At 71.4% G+C, this 18,387-nt stretch carries 17 protein-coding genes; 15 read left to right on the plus strand and 2 right to left on the minus strand.

The genetic code is table 11. The features are described 5' to 3' along the window. Positions 1–18: 18 nt before the first annotated feature. From ispG to H9I38_RS04710, 4 genes are all read left to right on the plus strand, one after another. Positions 19–1,173: a flavodoxin-dependent (E)-4-hydroxy-3-methylbut-2-enyl-diphosphate synthase gene (ispG, locus tag H9I38_RS04695; protein ID WP_226337581.1), complete on the plus strand. Its 1,155-nt coding sequence runs from the start codon at positions 19–21 to the stop codon at positions 1,171–1,173. A gap of 7 nt (positions 1,174–1,180) precedes the next feature. Further along, positions 1,181–2,110 carry a GNAT family N-acetyltransferase gene (locus H9I38_RS04700; RefSeq protein WP_226337582.1) on the plus strand — a complete coding sequence of 310 codons (930 nt, stop codon included), beginning with the start codon at positions 1,181–1,183 and terminating at the stop codon, positions 2,108–2,110. A gap of 115 nt (positions 2,111–2,225) precedes the next feature. Beyond that, positions 2,226–4,028 carry a proline--tRNA ligase gene (locus tag H9I38_RS04705; protein ID WP_226337583.1) on the plus strand — a complete coding sequence of 601 codons (1,803 nt, stop codon included), beginning with the start codon at positions 2,226–2,228 and terminating at the stop codon, positions 4,026–4,028. 3 nt (positions 4,029–4,031) lie between these two features. Next, positions 4,032–4,835 carry a TSUP family transporter gene (locus H9I38_RS04710; protein ID WP_226337584.1) on the plus strand — a complete coding sequence of 268 codons (804 nt, stop codon included), beginning with the start codon at positions 4,032–4,034 and terminating at the stop codon, positions 4,833–4,835. 123 nt (positions 4,836–4,958) lie between these two features. Here H9I38_RS04710 and H9I38_RS04715 read toward each other — a convergent pair whose 3' ends face one another. Further along, positions 4,959–6,239, minus strand: coding sequence for a PRC-barrel domain-containing protein (locus tag H9I38_RS04715; RefSeq protein ID WP_226337585.1), 1,281 nt, complete (start codon positions 6,237–6,239; stop codon positions 4,959–4,961). Between the two features lie 166 nt (positions 6,240–6,405). Continuing rightward, positions 6,406–7,302, minus strand: a complete 897-nt coding sequence (locus H9I38_RS04720) for a hypothetical protein (protein WP_226337586.1) — start codon at positions 7,300–7,302, stop codon at positions 6,406–6,408. Between the two features lie 185 nt (positions 7,303–7,487). On the opposite strand from H9I38_RS04720, the gene rimP reads away from it, so the two are divergent. The 11 genes from rimP (at position 7,488) to H9I38_RS04775 (ending at position 18,231) form a co-directional block, all read left to right on the plus strand. Beyond that, complete coding sequence (gene rimP / locus H9I38_RS04725; RefSeq protein ID WP_226337587.1) at positions 7,488–8,081, plus strand: ribosome maturation factor RimP; 594 nt, start codon at positions 7,488–7,490, stop codon at positions 8,079–8,081. A 1-nt stretch (position 8,082) separates the two neighbouring features. Then, positions 8,083–9,069, plus strand: a complete 987-nt coding sequence (gene nusA, locus H9I38_RS04730; RefSeq protein WP_226337588.1) for a transcription termination factor NusA — start codon at positions 8,083–8,085, stop codon at positions 9,067–9,069. 99 nt (positions 9,070–9,168) lie between these two features. Next, a complete protein-coding gene (locus tag H9I38_RS04735) occupies positions 9,169–9,492 on the plus strand; it encodes a YlxR family protein (protein ID WP_226337669.1) in 324 nt (107 codons plus the stop codon). A gap of 167 nt (positions 9,493–9,659) precedes the next feature. Next, positions 9,660–12,647: a translation initiation factor IF-2 gene (gene infB / locus H9I38_RS04740; protein WP_226337589.1), complete on the plus strand. Its 2,988-nt coding sequence runs from the start codon at positions 9,660–9,662 to the stop codon at positions 12,645–12,647. 110 nt (positions 12,648–12,757) lie between these two features. Beyond that, positions 12,758–13,201 (plus strand): 30S ribosome-binding factor RbfA, encoded by a 444-nt coding sequence (gene rbfA / locus H9I38_RS04745; protein ID WP_226337590.1) that lies wholly within the window; start codon positions 12,758–12,760, stop codon positions 13,199–13,201. 86 nt (positions 13,202–13,287) lie between these two features. Continuing rightward, positions 13,288–14,169 (plus strand): tRNA pseudouridine(55) synthase TruB, encoded by an 882-nt coding sequence (gene truB, locus H9I38_RS04750; RefSeq protein WP_413463522.1) that lies wholly within the window; start codon positions 13,288–13,290, stop codon positions 14,167–14,169. After that, the gene (locus tag H9I38_RS04755) at positions 14,169–14,543 is read left to right on the plus strand and encodes a hypothetical protein (RefSeq protein WP_226337592.1); all 375 of its coding nucleotides are present in this window, start codon (positions 14,169–14,171) and stop codon (positions 14,541–14,543) included. The genes truB and H9I38_RS04755 overlap by 1 nt, the downstream gene beginning before the upstream one ends. Then, entirely contained in the window at positions 14,540–14,995 is a 456-nt protein-coding gene (locus tag H9I38_RS04760; RefSeq protein ID WP_226337593.1) for a hypothetical protein, read from the plus strand. The genes H9I38_RS04755 and H9I38_RS04760 overlap by 4 nt, the downstream gene beginning before the upstream one ends. Before the next feature lie 164 nt (positions 14,996–15,159). After that, positions 15,160–17,112, plus strand: coding sequence for a hypothetical protein (locus H9I38_RS04765; protein ID WP_226337594.1), 1,953 nt, complete (start codon positions 15,160–15,162; stop codon positions 17,110–17,112). Positions 17,113–17,195: 83 nt separating this feature from the next. After that, entirely contained in the window at positions 17,196–17,843 is a 648-nt protein-coding gene (locus H9I38_RS04770) for an ABC transporter ATP-binding protein (protein ID WP_226337595.1), read from the plus strand. A 46-nt stretch (positions 17,844–17,889) separates the two neighbouring features. After that, entirely contained in the window at positions 17,890–18,231 is a 342-nt protein-coding gene (locus H9I38_RS04775; RefSeq protein ID WP_226337596.1) for a DUF2200 domain-containing protein, read from the plus strand. Positions 18,232–18,387 lie beyond the last annotated feature (156 nt).

The following is an 18,387-nucleotide window of genomic DNA, read 5'->3' on the forward strand; positions in this document are numbered from 1 at the left end:
CTTCAGGAGAATCGCCACATGACCTCGGTCAACCTCGGAATGCCCTCCGCTCCGCCTCCCACCCTCTCGCCGCGCCGCAAGACCCGGCAGATCCGGGTCGGCAGCGTGGGCGTCGGCAGCGAGTCTCCCGTGAGCGTCCAGTCCATGACGACGACGGCGACGACGGACATCAACGGCACTCTGCAGCAGATCGCCGAGCTCACGGCGGCCGGGTGCGACATCGTCCGCGTGGCCTGCCCCTCGCAGGATGACGCGGAGGCGCTGCCCGTCATCGCCAAGAAGTCCCAGATCCCGGTCATCGCGGACATCCACTTCCAGCCGAAGTACGTCTTCCAGGCCATCGACGCGGGCTGCGCGGGCGTGCGCGTCAACCCGGGCAACATCCGGAAGTTCGACGACCAGGTCAAGGAGATCTCCAAGGCGGCCAAGGACGCCGGGGTCTCCATCCGCATCGGCGTCAACGCCGGCTCGCTGGACAAGCGGATCATGGAGAAGTACGGGAAGGCCACCCCCGAGGCCCTCGTGGAGTCCGCGGTGTGGGAGGCCTCGCTCTTCGAGGAGCACGACTTCCACGACTTCAAGATCTCGGTCAAGCACAACGATCCTGTGGTCATGGTCCGGGCCTACGAGCTCCTCGCGGAGCGGGGGGACTGGCCCCTGCACCTCGGCGTCACAGAGGCTGGCCCGGCCTTCCAGGGCACCATCAAGTCCGCCACGGCCTTCGGCGCGCTCCTCTCCCGGGGCATCGGGGACACCATCCGCGTCTCCCTCTCCGCCCCGCCCGCGGAGGAGGTCAAGGTCGGCCTCCAGATCCTGCAGTCGCTCAACCTGCGCGAGCGCAAGCTCGAGATCGTCTCCTGCCCCTCCTGCGGCCGCGCCCAGGTGGACGTCTACAAGCTCGCGGACGAGGTGACCGCCGGCCTCGAGGGCATGGAGGTCCCGCTCCGCGTGGCCGTCATGGGCTGCGTGGTCAACGGCCCGGGCGAGGCGCGCGAGGCTGACCTCGGCGTGGCCTCCGGCAACGGCAAGGGCCAGATCTTCGTCAAGGGCGAGGTCATCAAGACCGTCCCCGAGGACCAGATCGTGGAGACGCTCATCGACGAGGCCATGCGCATCGCCGAGGAGATGGGCGAGGACGTCGAGGCCGGCAGCCCCAGCGTCTCGGTCTCCTAGGTCCGGCGTGCCGTTCCCCCGTCCGGCCCGGACCGCCCGAGTGCGCGAGCTGGGACGGGAGGACACGGCCCTGCTCAGCTCCTATCTGGACCGCCACGCCGTGAGCGCGGCCTTTCTCCGGGACCGTCTCGAGGCCGCGGGCCACGCCGGCCGCACCGCGCAGGACGCCCGGTTCTACGGCCTCATCACCGGCGCCCGCGGACAGGAGGAGCTGGGCGGCGTGGCCTTCATGGGGGTCAACCTGTTTCCGCACGGCCCCTGGGACGAGGTGCGCGGAGCGGCCCGGCTGCTCGTGGACCGGCTCTACCGGGAGAGCTCCCTTCGCCCGGCCTCGGTGTACGGTCCGGCTCGGCCTGTGCTCGCGGTGGCGGAGCAGCTGCAGATCCACGGCGTCACCCCCGTGGAGACGCGCGCCCATCAGCCGCTCATGGTCCTGACCCGGGAGCGGTTCGAGGAGACGGCCGTCTCCTGGGAGGAGCCGCTGCCCGAGCTGGGTCTGGCCCGCCCGGAGAACGCAGACGAGATCCTGCGGGCGAGCATCGCGATGTTCACCGAGGAGGTGGGCCACTCGCCCGTGGAGCCGTCCGTCAGGGGAGGACGCAGGTACGTCCCCGACGCCCGCGCCTACCAGGCCCGCGTGGACCAGCTCATGGCGCTCGGCCGGACCTACGCGAGGATCGAGCACGGCGAGGTCCTCTTCAAGGCGGAGCTCTCCTCCCTGTCACGCCAGACGGCCGCGGTTCAGGGCGTCTGGCTCAACCCCCGGATGAGGGGGCGGGGGCTCTCCGCCCCGTACATGCGGGCGCTCGCCGGGCAGGTCCTCCAGCGGAGCGAGTCCGTCTCCCTCTACGTCAACGGGTACAACTACCGGGCTCTCGCGGCCTACGCCCGAGCCGGGTTCGAGCAGGCGGGGACCTACGCCACCGTCATGCTCTGAGGGGCCGGGCCGGACTCCCGGGGGAGCCCCGGACTCTTGCTAGATTGGAGGGACGCGCGAGCCGCCGCACAGCTCCGGCCCGCCCAGCACGTCCGTCCGAGCAAAGGTGTTGCCCGTGGTCCTCAAGATGTCCAGCCTCTTCCTCCGCACGCTCCGCGAGGACCCGGTTGACGCCGAGGTCATGAGCCACAAGCTCCTCGTCCGCGCCGGATACATCCGCCGCGCTGCTCCGGGCATCTACTCGTGGCTGCCGCTCGGCCTCGCCGTCCTCGGCAAGGTGGAGCGGATCGTCCGCGAGGAGATGAACGCGATGGGCGGCCAGGAGGTCCACTTCCCGGCCCTGCTGCCGCGCGAGCCGTACGAGGCCACCGGCCGCTGGGAGGAGTACGGGGAGAACCTCTTCCGGCTCAAGGACCGCAAGGACGCGGACTACCTGCTCGCCCCCACGCACGAGGAGATGTTCACGCTTCTCGTCAAGGACCTCTACTCGTCCTACAAGGACCTCCCGGTCACGCTCTACCAGATCCAGACCAAGTACCGGGACGAGGCGCGTCCCCGGGCGGGCCTGCTCCGCGGCCGCGAGTTCATCATGAAGGACTCCTACTCGTTCGACACGACGGACGAGGGCCTCGACGCCTCCTACGCCAAGCACCGGGAGGCGTACCTCAAGATCTTCGAGCGCCTGGGCCTCGAGGTCATCCCGGTGTTCGCCACGGCCGGCGCCATGGGCGGCTCGAAGTCGGAGGAGTTCCTCCACCCGTCCGAGGTCGGCGAGGACACGTTCGTCCGCTCCGCCGGCGGCTACGCGGCCAACGTCGAGGCCGTGACCACCGTGGTTCCGGAGAAGAAGGACTTCTCCAGCGCCCCGCCCGCCCAGGTGGTGGACACCCCGGACTCGCCGACGATCTCCACGCTCGTGGACTTCGTCAACGACGAGTACCCGCAGGCCGCACGCGAATGGACCGCCGCGGACACCCTCAAGAACGTGGTCCTCGCCGTCACGGGCCCGGACGGAGAGCGCCAGCTCGTCGTCGTCGGCATCCCGGGGGACCGGGAGGCGGACCTCAAGCGCATCGAGGCCGGCATCGGAGCCGTGCTCGGGCTGGCCGGCGAGCCGGACGTCGAGCCGGCCACGGACGCGGACCTCGCCAAGCACCCGCTCCTCGTCAAGGGCTACATCGGCCCGGGCGAGTCCCTCGACGCGCCGGTGCTCGGCAGCAAGGGCAGCACGGGCATCCCGTACTTCCTCGACCCCCGCGTCGTGGAGGGCACCACGTGGGTGACGGGCGCCAACGCCAAGCAGAGGCACGTGCTCGGGCTCGTGGCGGGACGCGACTTCCAGGCCGACGGCTTCGTGGAGTGCGCCCAGGTCCTCGCGGGGGACGAGGCGCCGGACGGTTCCGGGCCGCTCGAGATCGCCCGCGGCATGGAGATGGGCCACATCTTCCAGCTCGGCCGCAAGTACGCCGAGTCGCTCGGGCTCAAGGTACTGGACGAGAACGGCAAGCTCGTGACGGTGACCATGGGCTCCTACGGCATCGGCGTGACCCGCGCGCTCGCGGCCATCGCCGAGCAGAGCCATGACGAGCACGGCCTCGTCTGGCCCGCTCAGGTGGCGCCCGCCGAGGTGCACGTCGTCGCCGCCGGCAAGCAGGCCGAGATCCTCGAGGGGGCGGACGCGCTCGCCGCCGATCTCGAGGGCGCAGGGCTCGAGGTCCTGCTCGACGATCGGCCCAAGGTCTCGCCCGGCGTGAAGTTCGGCGACGCCGAGCTCATCGGCGTTCCGGTCATCGTGGTCGTGGGCCGCGCCTTCAAGGACGGCCGGGTCGAGGTCAAGGACCGCCGCAGCGGTGAGCGGACCGAGGTGGAGCTCGCCCAGGTCGCAGACGCCGTGCGGGACCTCCTCCGCAAGGCCTGACCCGTGGAGGCGTTCCTGGGGGCTGGGCTCTTCGGGGACGTCTCGCCGTGGCTGCTCGCCCTCGTCTTCGCGGCCGGACTGGCTGCGGGGTGGGTGGACGCCGTTGTCGGCGGCGGAGGGCTCATCCAGCTGCCCGTGGTGCTCATGCTGCCCGGGCTCAGCCCGCTCCAGGCGGTGGCGACCAACAAGGTGGGCAGCGTCTTCGGCACCACCGTGAGCGCAGCCACCTATGCGCGGCGGGTGAGGCCCGATCCGCGCCAGATGGCCCTCCTCGGGACGGGGGCGCTCGCCGGGGCCGTCCTGGGCGCGCTCGTTGCGAGCTCGCTGCCGAAGCAGCTCTTCACCCCGATTGTCATCGCGGCCCTCGCCGCCGTCCTGCTCGTGACGGTGCTCAAGCCCTCCCTCGGGCAGGTCGAGGCGCTGCGGCACAGCCATCGGGGCCGGACGGCGAGGGGACTCGCCATCGCGCTCGGGATCGGCTTCTACGACGGCGTGCTGGGGCCCGGCACGGGCTCCTTCTTCGTCATGGCCCTCGTCGGCTGGCTGGGCTTCTCCTTCCTCAACGCGAGCGCCCGCGCCAAGATCCTCAACTGGGCCACCAATGTCGGGGCGCTGCTGCTCTTCATCCCCACCGGCGCCGTGCACTGGGGGATCGGGCTGACGCTTGCGGCCGGGAACATGATCGGCGCCCGGATCGGGGCGAGGACGGCGCTCGCGCGGGGATCGGGCTTTGTGCGGATCGTCATGATCGTCGTCGTCTCCGCCCTGCTCGTGAGCCTGACCCTCCAGTACGCGCGCGGCGGCTGAACGGCGCTGCCCCGGATCGGTGCAGCCGCAGAGGCACTGCCCCGGGTCCGCGCAGAGAAGAGGCCCCGCACCCTGTCGGGGTGCGGGGCCTCAACGCTGCCAGGGCCGTCCGGCCGTCAGGTCTTAGCGCTTCTCCTTGAAGTTCTGGACCTCCTGGCGGGCGAACGACTTCAGGCGGCCCCAGAAGCCGGTCGCGTAGTTCTTGTAGTCCTCGGCCACGGGAGCGAGGCGCTCCTTGGCCTCGGCGACCTTGGCCTGAGCCGTGGCCTTGGCCTGCTCCGTCTTGTCCTGGGCGACGGCCTTGGCCTGCTCGGCCTTCTCCTGAGCCGCGGCCTTGGTCTGCTCGGCCTTGTGCTGGGCCGTGACCTTGGCGTCCTGGGCCTTCTCGTTGGCCCGCTGGCCAGCGGTCGGGGCGGGCTGGACGCCTGCAGCGCTCGGGCTGTGGTCGGCCTTCTGCTCGGCGTTGTGGTCCGCGACGAGCGGGCCGCCGGCCTCCGCGCCTGCGGTGCGGCCGGCAGCGGACTGGCCCGTGCCCTCGTGGCGGCCTGCGGCGGCGATGCCCGCGCCCGCAGCTCCAGCACCGGCGACGCCGGCGCCTGCCGCGGCCCCGGAGGCGCCGCTCTGGCGCTCGCCCGAGCCGAGTCCGGACTGACGGTCCTGGTCGGCGAGGAAGCCGCTCTCCGTCGTCGGACGCGCCTCAGCCTTGTTCGTGGCCGGGGCGCCGGTGACGTGGGAGTCGCCGGAGCTCGGGGCGCGGTGGCCCACTTCGTCCGGGGTGAGGTCCGCGTCGCGGGCCTGCATCGGCGCGGCTCCGGCGGCCTCGCGGCCGGCCAGCGTGTCGTCGGCGCCCGGGCGGCGGCCCTGGCCGCCCACGCTCGGGGTGCCCTCGGAGGCGCCCTTCGCTCCGCCGGCACCGGCTGCGGCACCGGTTCCGAGAGCGGCGCCCTTGCCGAGGCTGGAGCCGCCGTCCGAGGTGGCGGACAGGCCTGCGGCGTCATGCGGGTGATCCGCGGTCCGGGCGGCGTCCTGGCCGTCCCGAGCCTCGCCCACGCCGTTCGCGCGGCCGGACTTGCCGGCCTCGGAGCCCTTCTTGCCGCGCACGCCCGCGTAGTAGCTGCGGAGCTTCTCCTCTTCCTCAGCGGTGAGGGACTTGTCGTTCGTCATCGTTGGGGAGTTCGTGATGGAGTCCGTCGAGTACGGGGCGTGGATGGACTCGCCCTCGACGCGGACGTCGTCCAGGGGGATGAAGACCTCGCGGTTGCGAGCGCCCTTGGTGACCACCGTCACCCAGGTGGCATCGCCGGTGTTGTCGTTGGCGAAGACCTGCTGGACGTCGTCGACCTTCTTGCCGTCGATGTCGAACACGGTCTTCGTGAACAGGGACTTCGCATCAATCTTGGACACTGGGGGACACTCTCCTTGATGTGCGATCAGCGCGTTCGGAGGGGTTCCGAGGCGCAGAGACCGCGATGTATGTCGCTTTAGTCGAAGGCTTGCTTCATCTCTTGTCTACCGTGTCCCCACCGCAGAAACAAGGCGTTCCGCGGGGCTTCAGGCCGTTAGGTTGCCGTCACTGCGCTTGGAATTCCCTGACAGCGGCGAGCGCTGCCTTCACCAGCTTCTCCGGCGCCGGGGACGGCCAGTCTGCGGCGGAGGCCACGAGCGCCCGCACGGCATCGTCGGAGGCCTTCGCGGCCGCGGCGGCGTCCGCCGCGCCCCCGGGCGGGCGGGCCAGATCCGCCGGAGGCGTCCCCGGGTTCGCCGCTCGGACGGCGCGGGCTGCGGCGCCCCAGGCGGTCCGCTGCTCCTCGGCAGACTCCTTCGGCCCTCCTGCGCCCTGGCCGTCTGCTCCCTGGGCGGCGACGACGGTCCAGGCCGCCGCGGCCGTGTCCGCAGCGCGGGCCGCCGCCGCGAAGGAGGAGGCGCTCCGGGCCTGGTCCGCCGCGCTGAGAGGGCGGTCTGCCGTGAGCCCAGCCAAACGGGCCGCGTCCCGGTTCGGCCGCTCCAGCGCCGAGAGCACGAGGAGCCACTGCCAGGCCCGACCCCTGGCCTCCGCGTGTCCGGCGGACTCGCGCAGCACCTGCGCGGCGCCGTCGGCGGCCGAGCGCTGGGCGGCGGTCGGGCTCGGAGTCGCGGGCTGGTCCTCGGCCGCCCCGGACTGCGGCGAGGGCTGGGGGACGCCCAGAGCCCGGGCGAGCCGGTCCGCCTTGGACTTGAGGGCGGGATCCTCGTGCTCCAGACGCGTCAGCACTGCGTGCAGCTCGCGTGCGGCCCGCTCGCTCGCCGACTCGCTCTGGTCCTCCGCGCGGTGCCGCGCCGTCGTCTCCGTGGTCCACCACGCCCCTCCGGTGGCGAGGGCGAAGGGCAGGGCGGCCGCTCCCACGAGCACGGCTCGCCGCGGCGGACGGCGGTCCGTGCGCGCCGCGGCGGCTCCCGAGGGGCGGGGGCGACGGCGTTCAGAGGTCATGCCGCTCATTGTCCCATGGCGTTTTCCCAGGGGCCGGGGCCGTCCGGCCGGCGCGGCCTGGTGCGGGCCGGGCCGCTCAGCCGAGGGCGGATGCACAGGACGGCACAAGGTGAGGTGGGTACTCTTGGGTACGTGCACCAGCCGGCGAGCGCTGCCGGACGCGAACAACTGAATGGAGGCGAACAGTGCCGAACGCCGACGAGTCCGCAGGAGACCTGATCGTCATCGGGGCTGCTGAAGACGAGCGAACCCTCACGCCCGCTGAGGAGGCCGTCGCCGAGGCTGTTCGCTCCGCCGTCCAGGACGGCGGGGCCGTTCTCGAGGACGTCGTGGTCCGAGACTCAGGACCGCACCGGAGCGTCCAGATCCTCATCGAGCGCGCCCAGTCCACCGGGACAGCTCTGGACCTGGACGCCATTGCAGAGATCTCGCAGCCGGTCTCCGCGGCGCTGGACGCCTCGGACGCCATGGGGGAGGAGCCGTACGAGCTGGAGGTCTCCACGCCCGGAGCGTCCCGCCCCCTGACCCGCCGCCGCCATCTCGAGCGGAACATCGGCCGCTGGCTCACCGTGAAGCGCCACGGCAAGGAGTCCGCGAAGGGCCGCCTGCTCGAGCTCGGAGAGGACTCTCTCACGCTGCAGGGCGAGCTCCCCGCCAAGAAGGGGGTCACGCCGAAGCCGGCGGACCCTGTCTCCATTCCGTTCACAGACATCGCGCAGGCCCGAGTCGACGTCGAGCTCTCGGCCCGTGACGCCCGCACCGAGGCTGAGGAGGCCTGACATGGACATCGACATGAGCGCTCTGCGCATGCTCGAGACGGAGCGGGACATCCCGCTCGAGAAGATCATCCCGGCGATCGAGCAGGCCGTCCTCATGGCCTACCAGAAGTCGCCCGGCGCCATCTCGCGCTCGCGCGCCGAGCTGGACCGCTCGAGCGGCAAGGTCACCATCTGGGCCCCGGAGGTCGAGGAGGACGGGACCGTCATCGGGGAGTTCGACGACACCCCGAACGGCTTCGGCCGGATCGCCGCCTCGACGGCGCGGCAGGTCATCCAGCAGCGTCTGCGGGACGCGGAGGACGACAACATCCTCGGCTCCTTCAAGGACAAGGAGGGGGAGATCCTCTCCGGCATCATCCAGCAGGGCCGGGACCCGCGTGTGGTGCTCGTGGACCTCGGGACCCTCGAGGCCGCTCTGCCGCCGAGCGAGCAGGCGCCGGGGGAGAAGTACGAGCACGGGCGCCGTCTGCGCTCCTTCGTGGTCCGCGTGGAGCGGGGCTTCAAGGGGCCGCAGGTGACCCTTTCCCGGACTCACCCCGGGCTCGTCAAGAAGCTCTTCGAGCTCGAGGTCCCCGAGATCCTCGCCGGCCATGTGGAGATCGTCGCCCTGGCCCGCGAGGCCGGCCACCGCTCCAAGATCGCCGTGGCGGCCACGGCGCCCGGCATCAACGCCAAGGGCGCGTGCATCGGCGAGATGGGCACGCGCGTTCGGGCTGTGACCAACGAGCTCAACGACGAGAAGATCGACATCGTCGACTTCGACAAAGACCCCCGGACCTTCATCGCGAACGCCCTCAGCCCCTCCAAGGTGACGAGTGTCACCGTGCTCGACGAGGGGCTCAAGGCCGCCCGCGTCGTCGTCCCGGACAACCAGCTCTCCCTCGCCATCGGCAAGGAGGGGCAGAACGCCCGCCTCGCGGCGAAGCTGACCGGCTGGCGGATCGACATCAAGCCGGAGTCCAAGGCCGCGCCCGCCCAGGAGGGCTGAGCCCTCCGGTGCGTCGGGACAGGCCCCGGACGCCCCTCTGGCGTGCGCGGCGGCCGTCTCGCGTTAGGATGAAGGGTGACCCTTTCTCGCGGCGGCAGTGTGAGCCCGGGCCCGGAAGCCGAGGCTTCCGTCCGGACACAGCGCAGCACGCCGCAGAGAACCTGCATCGGGTGCCGCTCGGTCTCTGACCGCTCGGCCCTGGTGCGCCTGGCGCTCGAACAGCACGGTGACGTGCCGAGCGTCGTCGTCGACCCTCGCGCGGCGCTCCCCGGCCGGGGAGCGTGGATCCACCGGGATCCCGCGTGCGTCTCGGCGGCACTGAAGCGGAAGGCCGCTCACCGAGCTTTCCGTCGGGGCGTTGACGACGCCCCGTTGTCGGAGTGGCTTTCCACCTTGACGAACATGTCCGTGAATCCAGCATGAAAGCGGGTCTGACTCCAATGGACACCCGATGAGCAACAAGCGATGAGTGCTTCACGATGAAGTTCACATTCTGCGCTTTCAACTGCTGCGTCACGCCTCGTCTCGGGGCGGTGAACAGCGAAGACTAACGGCCCGAACCTGTCCGGCTCGGGCCAGACAGGAGAAGAGTGGCTAAGGTCCGCGTTCACGAGCTCGCGAAAGAGCTCAACATCACCTCGAAAGAGGCTCTCGACAAATTGAAGGAGATGGGCGAGTTCGTCCGCTCCGCATCCTCCACGGTGGAGCCCCCCGTGGTGAAGAAGCTCCGCGGCGCGTACGCGGACAAGGGCGGCGCCGCCAAGCCCGCTGAGTCCGCCGCGCCGAAGCAGGGCGGCTCTGCCCAGTCCGGCTCCGCGCAGTCCGGCTCCCAGCCGAGCGCGGCCAAGGCGGGGGAGTCCTCCGCCAAGCCGGGCGCGGGCAAGCAGTCCGCAGGCGCCGCCAAGAAGCCGGCCGCCTCGTCCGCCGGCGCACCCACGCCCGGTCCCAAGCCGGGGCAGGCCACGCCGGCCACGGCCGGCAAGGCCGCACCCGCGTCCGCGCAGAAGGCCTCTGACCCTGCTGCGAGCGCTCCGGCCGCGTCGGAGAAGCCCGCGCCTCAGGCACCGGCTCAGTCCTCGGCGCCCAAGCCCTCCCAGCAGGGGCAGGGCGCGCGCCCCACGCCCGGCCGTGCGCCGAGCCCGGGCCCCCGTCCGGGCAACAACCCGTTCGGTGTGGGACAGGGCTCCCGCTCGCCCCGCCCCGGCGCCCAGCAGGGCCAGGGCAGCCGCAGCGGCGGTCCGCGCCCCGGTGCACCGCGTCCGGGCAACAACCCGTTCGCCACGAGCCAGGGCATGCCGCGTCCGGCAGGCCGCGACGGCCAGGCTGGCCAGGGCGGTCCGCGTCCGGGCGCACCCCGTCCTCCGCGGGACGGCCGCACGGCCGCACCGCGGCCCGGCCAGGCCGGTCAGGGCGGTCCCCGTCCGGGCGCGCCCCGCACCGGCGCACCGCGTCCGGGCCAGGCCGGTCAGGGCGGCCCCCGTCCCGGCGCACCGCGCCCGAACCCGAACATGATGCCCAAGAGCGTCGAGCGTCCCGCACCGTCCGGCGGCGGCCGTCCTGGCCGTCCCGGCGGCGGTCCCGGCCGTCCGGGCGGTCCCGGCGGCGGCTTCCGTCCGGGCGGCGGCGGCCGAGGCCGCGGCGGCACGGCCGGAGCCTTCGGCAAGGGCGGTCCGAGCCGCGGCAAGCAGCGCAAGTCGAAGCGGGCCAAGCGGCAGGAGCTGGAGCAGATGAGCGCTCCGTCGCTCGGCGGCGTGAGCGTCCCGCGCGGCAACGGCGAGACGGTCATCCGCCTGCGCCGCGGCTCCTCGGCCACGGACTTCGCGGAGAAGATCAACGCCAACCCGGCGGCGCTCGTCACTGTGCTCTTCCACCTCGGCGAGATGGCCACGGCCACGCAGTCGCTGGACGAGGCCACGTTCGAGGTCCTCGGCGAGGAGCTCGGCTACAAGATCGAGGTCGTCTCGCCGGAGGACGAGGAGCGCGAGCTCTTCGAGTCCTTCGACATCAACCTCGAGGACGAGCTCGAGGCCGAGTCTGACGAGGACCGTCTCCCGCGGCCCCCGGTGGTCACGGTCATGGGCCACGTGGACCACGGCAAGACCCGCCTCCTCGACGCGATCCGCAAGTCCAACGTCATCGAGGGCGAGCACGGAGGCATCACCCAGCACATCGGCGCCTACCAGGTGCGGCATGAGCACGAGGGCGACGACCGCCAGATCACCTTCATCGACACCCCGGGCCACGAGGCCTTCACGGCCATGCGCGCCCGCGGCGCCAAGGTGACGGACATCGCGGTCCTCGTGGTCGCGGCCGACGACGGCGTCATGCCCCAGACGGTCGAGGCGCTCAACCACGCCCAGGCCGCCGAGGTGCCGATCGTCGTCGCCGTCAACAAGGTGGACAAGGACGGGGCCAACCCGGACAAGATCAAGGGCCAGCTCACCGAGTACGGCCTGGTGCCGGAGGAGTACGGCGGCGACACGATGTTCGTCGAGGTCTCCGCGCTCCAGAACCAGGGCATCGACGAGCTCCTCGAGGCGGTCCTCCTCACGGCGGACGCCGCGCTCGAGCTCACGGCCAACCCGGACAAGGACGCCCGAGGCATCGCGATCGAGGCGAACCTGGACAAGGGCCGCGGCTCCGTCGCCACGGTGCTGGTCCAGTCGGGCACGCTCGCCATCGGCGACGCGATCGTCGCGGGCGTGGCCCACGGCAAGGTCCGCGCGATGTTCGACGAGAACGGCGAGAAGGTCAAGAAGGCCGGACCGTCGCGTCCCGTCCAGGTGCTCGGCCTCTCCACGGTCCCGCGGGCCGGCGACACGTTCATCGTCACCGACGACGAGCGCACCGCCCGCCAGATCGCCGAGAAGCGCGAGGCCGCGGACCGTGCGGCGCTCCTGGCGAAGCGCCGCAAGCGCGTCAGCCTCGAGGACCTGGACCAGGCTGTGGCCGAGGGCAAGATCGACACCCTCAACCTCATCCTCAAGGGCGACGTCTCCGGTGCCGTCGAGGCGCTCGAGGACTCGCTCCTCAAGATCGAGGTGGACGACTCGGTCCAGCTGCGCGTCATCCACCGCGGCGTCGGCGCCATCACGCAGAACGACGTGAACCTGGCGACGGTGGACAACGCGATCATCATCGGCTTCAACGTGCGCCCGGCAGAGCGCGTCCAGGAGCTGGCGGACAAGGAGGGCGTGGACATGCGCTACTACTCCGTCATCTACCAGGCGCTCGACGAGATCGAGGCGGCCCTCAAGGGCATGCTCAAGCCGGAGTACGAGGAGGTCCAGCTCGGCACGGCGGAGATCCGCGAGGTCTTCCGCTCCTCGAAGTTCGGCAACATCGCCGGCTCGATCGTCCGCGACGGCATCATCCGCCGCAACGCCAAGGCCCGCCTCGTGCGGGACGGCAGCGTGGTCGGAGAGGGCCTCGCCATCGAGTCGCTGCGCCGCTTCAAGGACGACGCGACCGAGGTCCGCGAGGGCTACGAGTGCGGTATCGGGCTCGGATCCTTCAACGACATCAAGGAAGGCGACATCATCGAGACGTTCGAGATGCGCGAGAAGCCCCGCGACTAGCATTCGCGGAGCGCACGGCCCGGCCAGCATCCCGCTGGCCGGGCCGTCCTAGACTTAAGGGCGGGCCGTCCGGGTGAGGGCGGCCCCCACCACGCCGACCGGAGGTTCCCATGGCAGATCCCGCACGCGCAGCCAAGCTCGCCGACCGCATCAAGTCCGTTGTCGCGCGGGCTCTCGAGACGCGCATCAAGGACGAGCGCCTCGGCTTCGTGACCATCACCGACGCGCGGGTCACCAACGACCTCCAGCACGCCACCGTCTACTACACGGTCTTCGGGGACGAGGAGGCCAAGGCGAACTCCGTGGCCGCCCTCGAGGCCAACCGCGGACGGCTCCGCAAGGCCATCGGGGACAACATCCGCATGCGCCTCACGCCGACGCTGACGCTCGTGGCGGACGAGGTCCCGGAGAACGCCCAGCAGGTGGAGGACCTGCTCCGCGCCGCCCGCGAGCGGGACGCGGAGGTCGCCAAGCTCGCCGAGGGCGCCCAGTACGCCGGCGGGGAGAACCCGTACGCAGCGGACGAGGACGACGAGGAGGACGCCTCCAAGTGACGCCTCGCCCCTCACACGGCGGCCATCCGCGCGGGGGAGCTGCTCCCGCGGCGAACGGCCTCGTCGTCGTCGACAAGCCCCAGGGCATGACGAGCCACGACGTCGTGGCCCGGGTGCGCCGCCTCGCGGGCACCCGGAAGGTAGGTCACGCGGGGACGCTGGACCCGATGGCCACCGGCGTGCTCATCGTGGGCGTCAACAAGGCGACGCGACTGCTCACGTTCATCGTGGGCACGAGCAAGGAGTACACCGCCACGATGCGCCTCGGCGAGACGACGGTGACGGACGACGCGGAGTCGGAGGTCGTCGAGCGGAGGATCGCCGCGGCCGTGACCCGGGAATCCTTCGAGGAGGCCGCTCGGCGCTTCCGCGGCGAGATCATGCAGATCCCGTCCGCCGTGAGCGCCATCAAGGTCAAGGGCCAGCGAGCGTATGACATGGTCCGCAAGGGCGAGAACGTGGAGCTCGAGCCGCGGCCCGTCACGGTGTTCTCGCTCGACGTCCTCGACTTCCGCCGCGCCCCGGACGGCAAGACCATCGACGTGGACGTCCGCGTCCGCTGCTCCTCCGGCACGTACATCCGCGCCCTCGCGCGGGATCTCGGCGAGACGCTCGACGTCGGCGCGCACCTCACCGCCCTGCGCCGCACCGAGGTGGGCCCCTACACGCTCGAGCACGCCTCGAGCCTGGACGAGCTCGCCGAGGACTTCCGAGTCCTCGATCTCGACGAGGCCGCAGCGGCCCTGCTCCCGAACCGCGAGCTGACGGCCGAGGAGGCCGTGGAGGTCGGGTTCGGACGGAAGATCGCCTCCTCCGGATGGGACGGCCCGACGGCGGCCGTGGACCCCGAGGGCCGTGTCGTGGCGATCGTCGAGGACCGCGGGGACACGGTGAAGTCGCTCGTCGTGTTCCGCCCCGGCGAGGAGATGCAGGCGGCCGCCGAGAGCGGGAAGGCGGGCGGCGCCTGATGTGGGACTGGAACTTCTGGGTGGTCTTCGCGGCGGGCGCTGTCTGCACCGTGGCGGGCGTCTGGTTCGCGCTGAAGAACCACGGGCCGAATGACGTCACGATGGGCGGGGCGGGCCTCGTCCTCCTGGCGACGCTCGTCTACGCCGTGGCGGCCGTGGTGCGCCCCGCTGCGGGCGACCACCCGCAGGGCAGCGTCCCCGAGCTCTGGGCGTACATGCTCACGGCGCTTGTGCTGCCGGTGGGCGGCGTGTGGTGGGCGCTCGTGGAGCGTACCCGCTGGTCCAACCTCGTCCTCGCGGCCGTGGGGCTCGTGGGCATCGTCATGGCAGGCCGCATGAACCAGATCTGGTACGGAGGAGGGCTCGGCGGATGAGCCGGAGCGAGAAGCGGGCGGACAGGTTGGATCGGACGAACCGGCGAGATGCCGCCGCTGAAAACGGCGGGCACGGCCCCGGTCGCCTGCTCGTGGCGGTCTATGCCGTGTTCGCCATCGCGGCCACAGCCCGAGGCCTCTTCCAGATCCTGACCAAGTTCGGCGAGGCCCCGCTCGCGTACGTCCTCAGCCTCGTCGCGGGGCTCGTGTACATCGTGGTCACGGTTGCGCTCGCCCGCCGCGGCGAGCGGTGGCGGAAGATCGCGACGGCGGCCCTCGTGGTGGAACTCCTCGGCGTGCTCGTGATCGGCACGTTCAGCCTCCTGGCGCCCGGCGACTTCCCGCACGACACCGTGTGGTCCGTCTACGGGCGCGGCTACCTCTTCATCCCGCTCGTCCTGCCGGTGCTGGGCCTGTGGTGGGTGCGGCGCCAGGCTGCTGACGGCAGCTGAGACGAAGATGCAGGCGGACAACGCCTGTGATAGGAATGAGGCCACCCACCGGCTGACCGTCAGCAGCTGATCCCCTTCGACATCCGCTTCAAGGCGAAGGAGGGGCACGTGACAGTGACGCCCGCAGGAGACGTCCGGTCAGCTCGGAAGACGGCGAGCCGGACGTGCTGAAAACAGCTCTGCGCGTCATCGCGGCACTGGTCGGTCTGCTGTGCTGCCTCTTCTCGTTCCTGTCTGTGCGCGCGGCGGACGAGGCGTTTCCAGCGCAGTCTCAGGGCAGGTTCTCGTTCAAGGTCGGTGCCGCGCAGCTGAGCAAGGACGAGCTCGTCGCCGGTTTGGATGCCTTCGCCCGAGACCAGGGCGTCGACATCATCAAAGAGGTCCCGAACCCGGAGAACTTCCATGCGGGAAAGGACCTCGTTCTCTTCGGCAGCCGCCCGGACTATCTCGGGACCGAGGTGCCGTATACCGACCCGTGGACTCACGGCACGTGGAGGGGGCCGGACCAGCTGGGCTCTGCCAGCCTCGACGGGACCTTCCTGATCCGCGGGGACCGGCTTCCCTTTGCGGAGCTCAGAGACTGGGCGGCGGCGCGCCACCTCGAGGTGGACTTCACCGCGGAGAAGAGCGCGGCACTCGTGCTCCAGATGGCGCTCGTGAGCACGGGGGCGTGGGTTCCGGCTCTGACGAGCGGGGCGCTCCTCCTCGCCTTGGCTCTCATGTGGTCCTGCGCCCGATCGACTGACCGCAGGTGTCGTCTCCAGCTGGGCGTGCGAAGCGCCTCCGTCCTCGCCACGGAGACAGTCTCACTTCTCAAGGCGGTCGCCCCGCCTCTCGTGGCCGGGACGGCGCTCGGCCTCTTCTGCGCTGTGCCAGCGGCAGGGGAGCCCTGGCTGTGGGGCTACGCCCTGCTCTCCATGGGGGCGGCCGCTGCCCTCGGCGTGCTCGTCGTGGCGGCATACATCCTGGTGGCGGCCGCGTCCTGGCCGTCCGTGAAGCAGCTGACGTCCCGGCGGCCGTCCATCGCCGGACATCGGTTTGCCGCCCAGGCCGTCGCGTGGGCCTCCCTGTTCCTTGTGGTGACCTCGCTCCCGGCGGTGGGGCATTCCACTGTCCGGGCCTTCGAAGCTTCACGGGACCTGGCCCAGTGGAGCAGATTCGGCGACTTCGCTTCGGTGCGCGTGCGGGGCTCCCTGGAAAACGCCGCTGTGACGGACCCGGCCCTGGCCCGAGTCGCCCGGGAGCATGAGCGGGAGGGCGGCCTGTTCTTCAGCCAGGTGGTGGATCCTGAACAGCTGCCCCCGCTCGGGGCGAGCGGGTTCGACGCCGTCGTCATCGTCAACCGGGCCTACGCAGAGCAGGCCGGGGTGCGGGGAGGGGGCCGCCTTGTGCCTGTTGAAGACACCCGGATCGGGCCGTCTCTCAAGGCTGAACTCGAGGCCGTGACGGAGCTGTGGCTCCGTCCGGTGGGCTACGGCGAAAAGCCAGGCTGGCCGTTCTCCCTCGTCACGGCGGAGGCGGGCGCGTTCACGGTCATCGAGCACCAGGACAAGCCGCTCCGCCGCCTGGAGAAACCGCTGATCCTCGTGACAGACGCCGCAGCGGAGGCCTTCAAAGACGGCCACCTGGTCTCCCTCATGACAACCGGAAACGTCCTCTTCGGTCCGAGCGAGCAGCTCAGCCGGCGAGTGGCGGCGAGCGAGGCCGCCCCGATCGTCCTCTCCGTGGACCGGGTGGCGGACACCGCTCTGGCGGAGAGCCGCAGACACGCACAGACAGCGTGGATGAACGTCATCGGCCTGCTGCTCGCCCTCGTCGCGCTCGTCTTCTCGGCAGGGATCTCGGCGTGGACCTGCGCGGCCGTTCGAGCGCAGCGGATCGCCGCCCAGCGTCGCGCCGGCTGGGCGTGGGCGAAGATCCTGGCCAGGCGCGTTGTGGGGGAGTCCGCCGTCGCGGTGATCCTCTCCGCGGGCGTGGCGCTCGCCGGGCTCGCCTTCTCCGGCACGTCGGGCCTGTGGGCGCTCGGAGCGGTGCCGCTCTTCGTCCTCGTCAGCGGCGCATCGCTGTTCGCTGCCTCTCGCGCCGTCTTCGAGGGCTCAGCTCGGAGGCGGTCGTGAGCCGCACGCCGGAGGGCGGCCCCCGCATCCACGCCACCACACCCAGGCGGGCTTCCGCCTCGCGCAGAAATCGGAGTCACACCATGAGCACGGGAACAGCCGTCGTCGCCCGAGACGTCTCCATCACGGTCGCCGGGCGCGCCATCATCACCGGAGTGAGCGCGGAGCTCGCGCCGGGCCGGTCGCTTGCCCTCGTTGGTGCGAGCGGCGCCGGGAAGACCACTCTCCTCAACGCCCTCGGCCTCCTGCAGCCCGTCAGCGGCGGGAGCATCACCGTGGGCGATGCGCCGGCCCACCGTTGGAAGGACGGGCAGAGGAGGAGGTTCTGGCGGGACCACATGGCGTTCATCGCCCAGGACTACGGGCTTGTGGAGGACGAGACCGTGGCGTACAACGTCGCCCTCCACGCCCTCTCCGTGTGGCGCGGCGCCGCGCCACACCGGGCGGGAGTGCGCGCGGCGCTCGCGGCCGTGGGCCTGGAGGGCCGGGAGAAGGACCGGGTCTCGACGCTGAGCGGCGGCGAGCGGCAGCGCGTGGGCATCGCCCGGGCGGTCTTCAAACGGGGAGACGTCATCCTGGCCGACGAGCCCACGGCCTCCCTGGACGAGGACAACCGCGAGGCCATCGCCGGACTGCTCTTCGAGCGGGTCAGGGAGGGGGCTGCGCTCGCCATCGCCACGCATGATCTGGACCTGGCCGCGCGCTGCGACTCCGTCCTGGAGCTCTCGTGACGAGTGCGCCGGGCTGCTGACCGCAGGCCTCTCTAGACTGGGAGGCATGAGCCGCATCTTCACCACGAGCGTCGCGTCCGTCTATCCGCACTATGCGGCCAAGGCGGAGAAGAAGGGCCGCACGGAGGCCGAGGTGCGCGAGGCCATGTGCTGGCTCACCGGCTTCACCGACGCCCAGCTCCAGCAGCATCTCGATGAGGGGACCACCTTCGAGGACTTCTTCGCCGCCGCAGACCTCAATCCCAACGCCGAGCTCATCACCGGCGTGGTGTGCGGGGTCCGCGTGGAGAGCGTCGAGGACCCGCTCATGCAGAAGATCCGGTACCTGGACAAGCTCGTGGACGAGATCGCCCGCGGCAAGGCCATGGACAAGGTGCTCCGCTCCTGACTGCCGGCTGGCCTCGGCGCGTGCCCAGCCGGCCCGCCCGGACCGTGCCCAGCCGGCCCGCCCGGACCGTGCCGAGCCGCATGAGCGCCTCCTTGCGCCGCCCGGCTGCCGCCTGTCCGTGCGATAAGGTGTCGGAGGTCGAACAACGCCGAGACG

This window comes from Arthrobacter sp. UM1 (assembly GCF_020483305.1).
Lineage (GTDB): Bacteria > Actinomycetota > Actinomycetes > Actinomycetales > Micrococcaceae > Falsarthrobacter.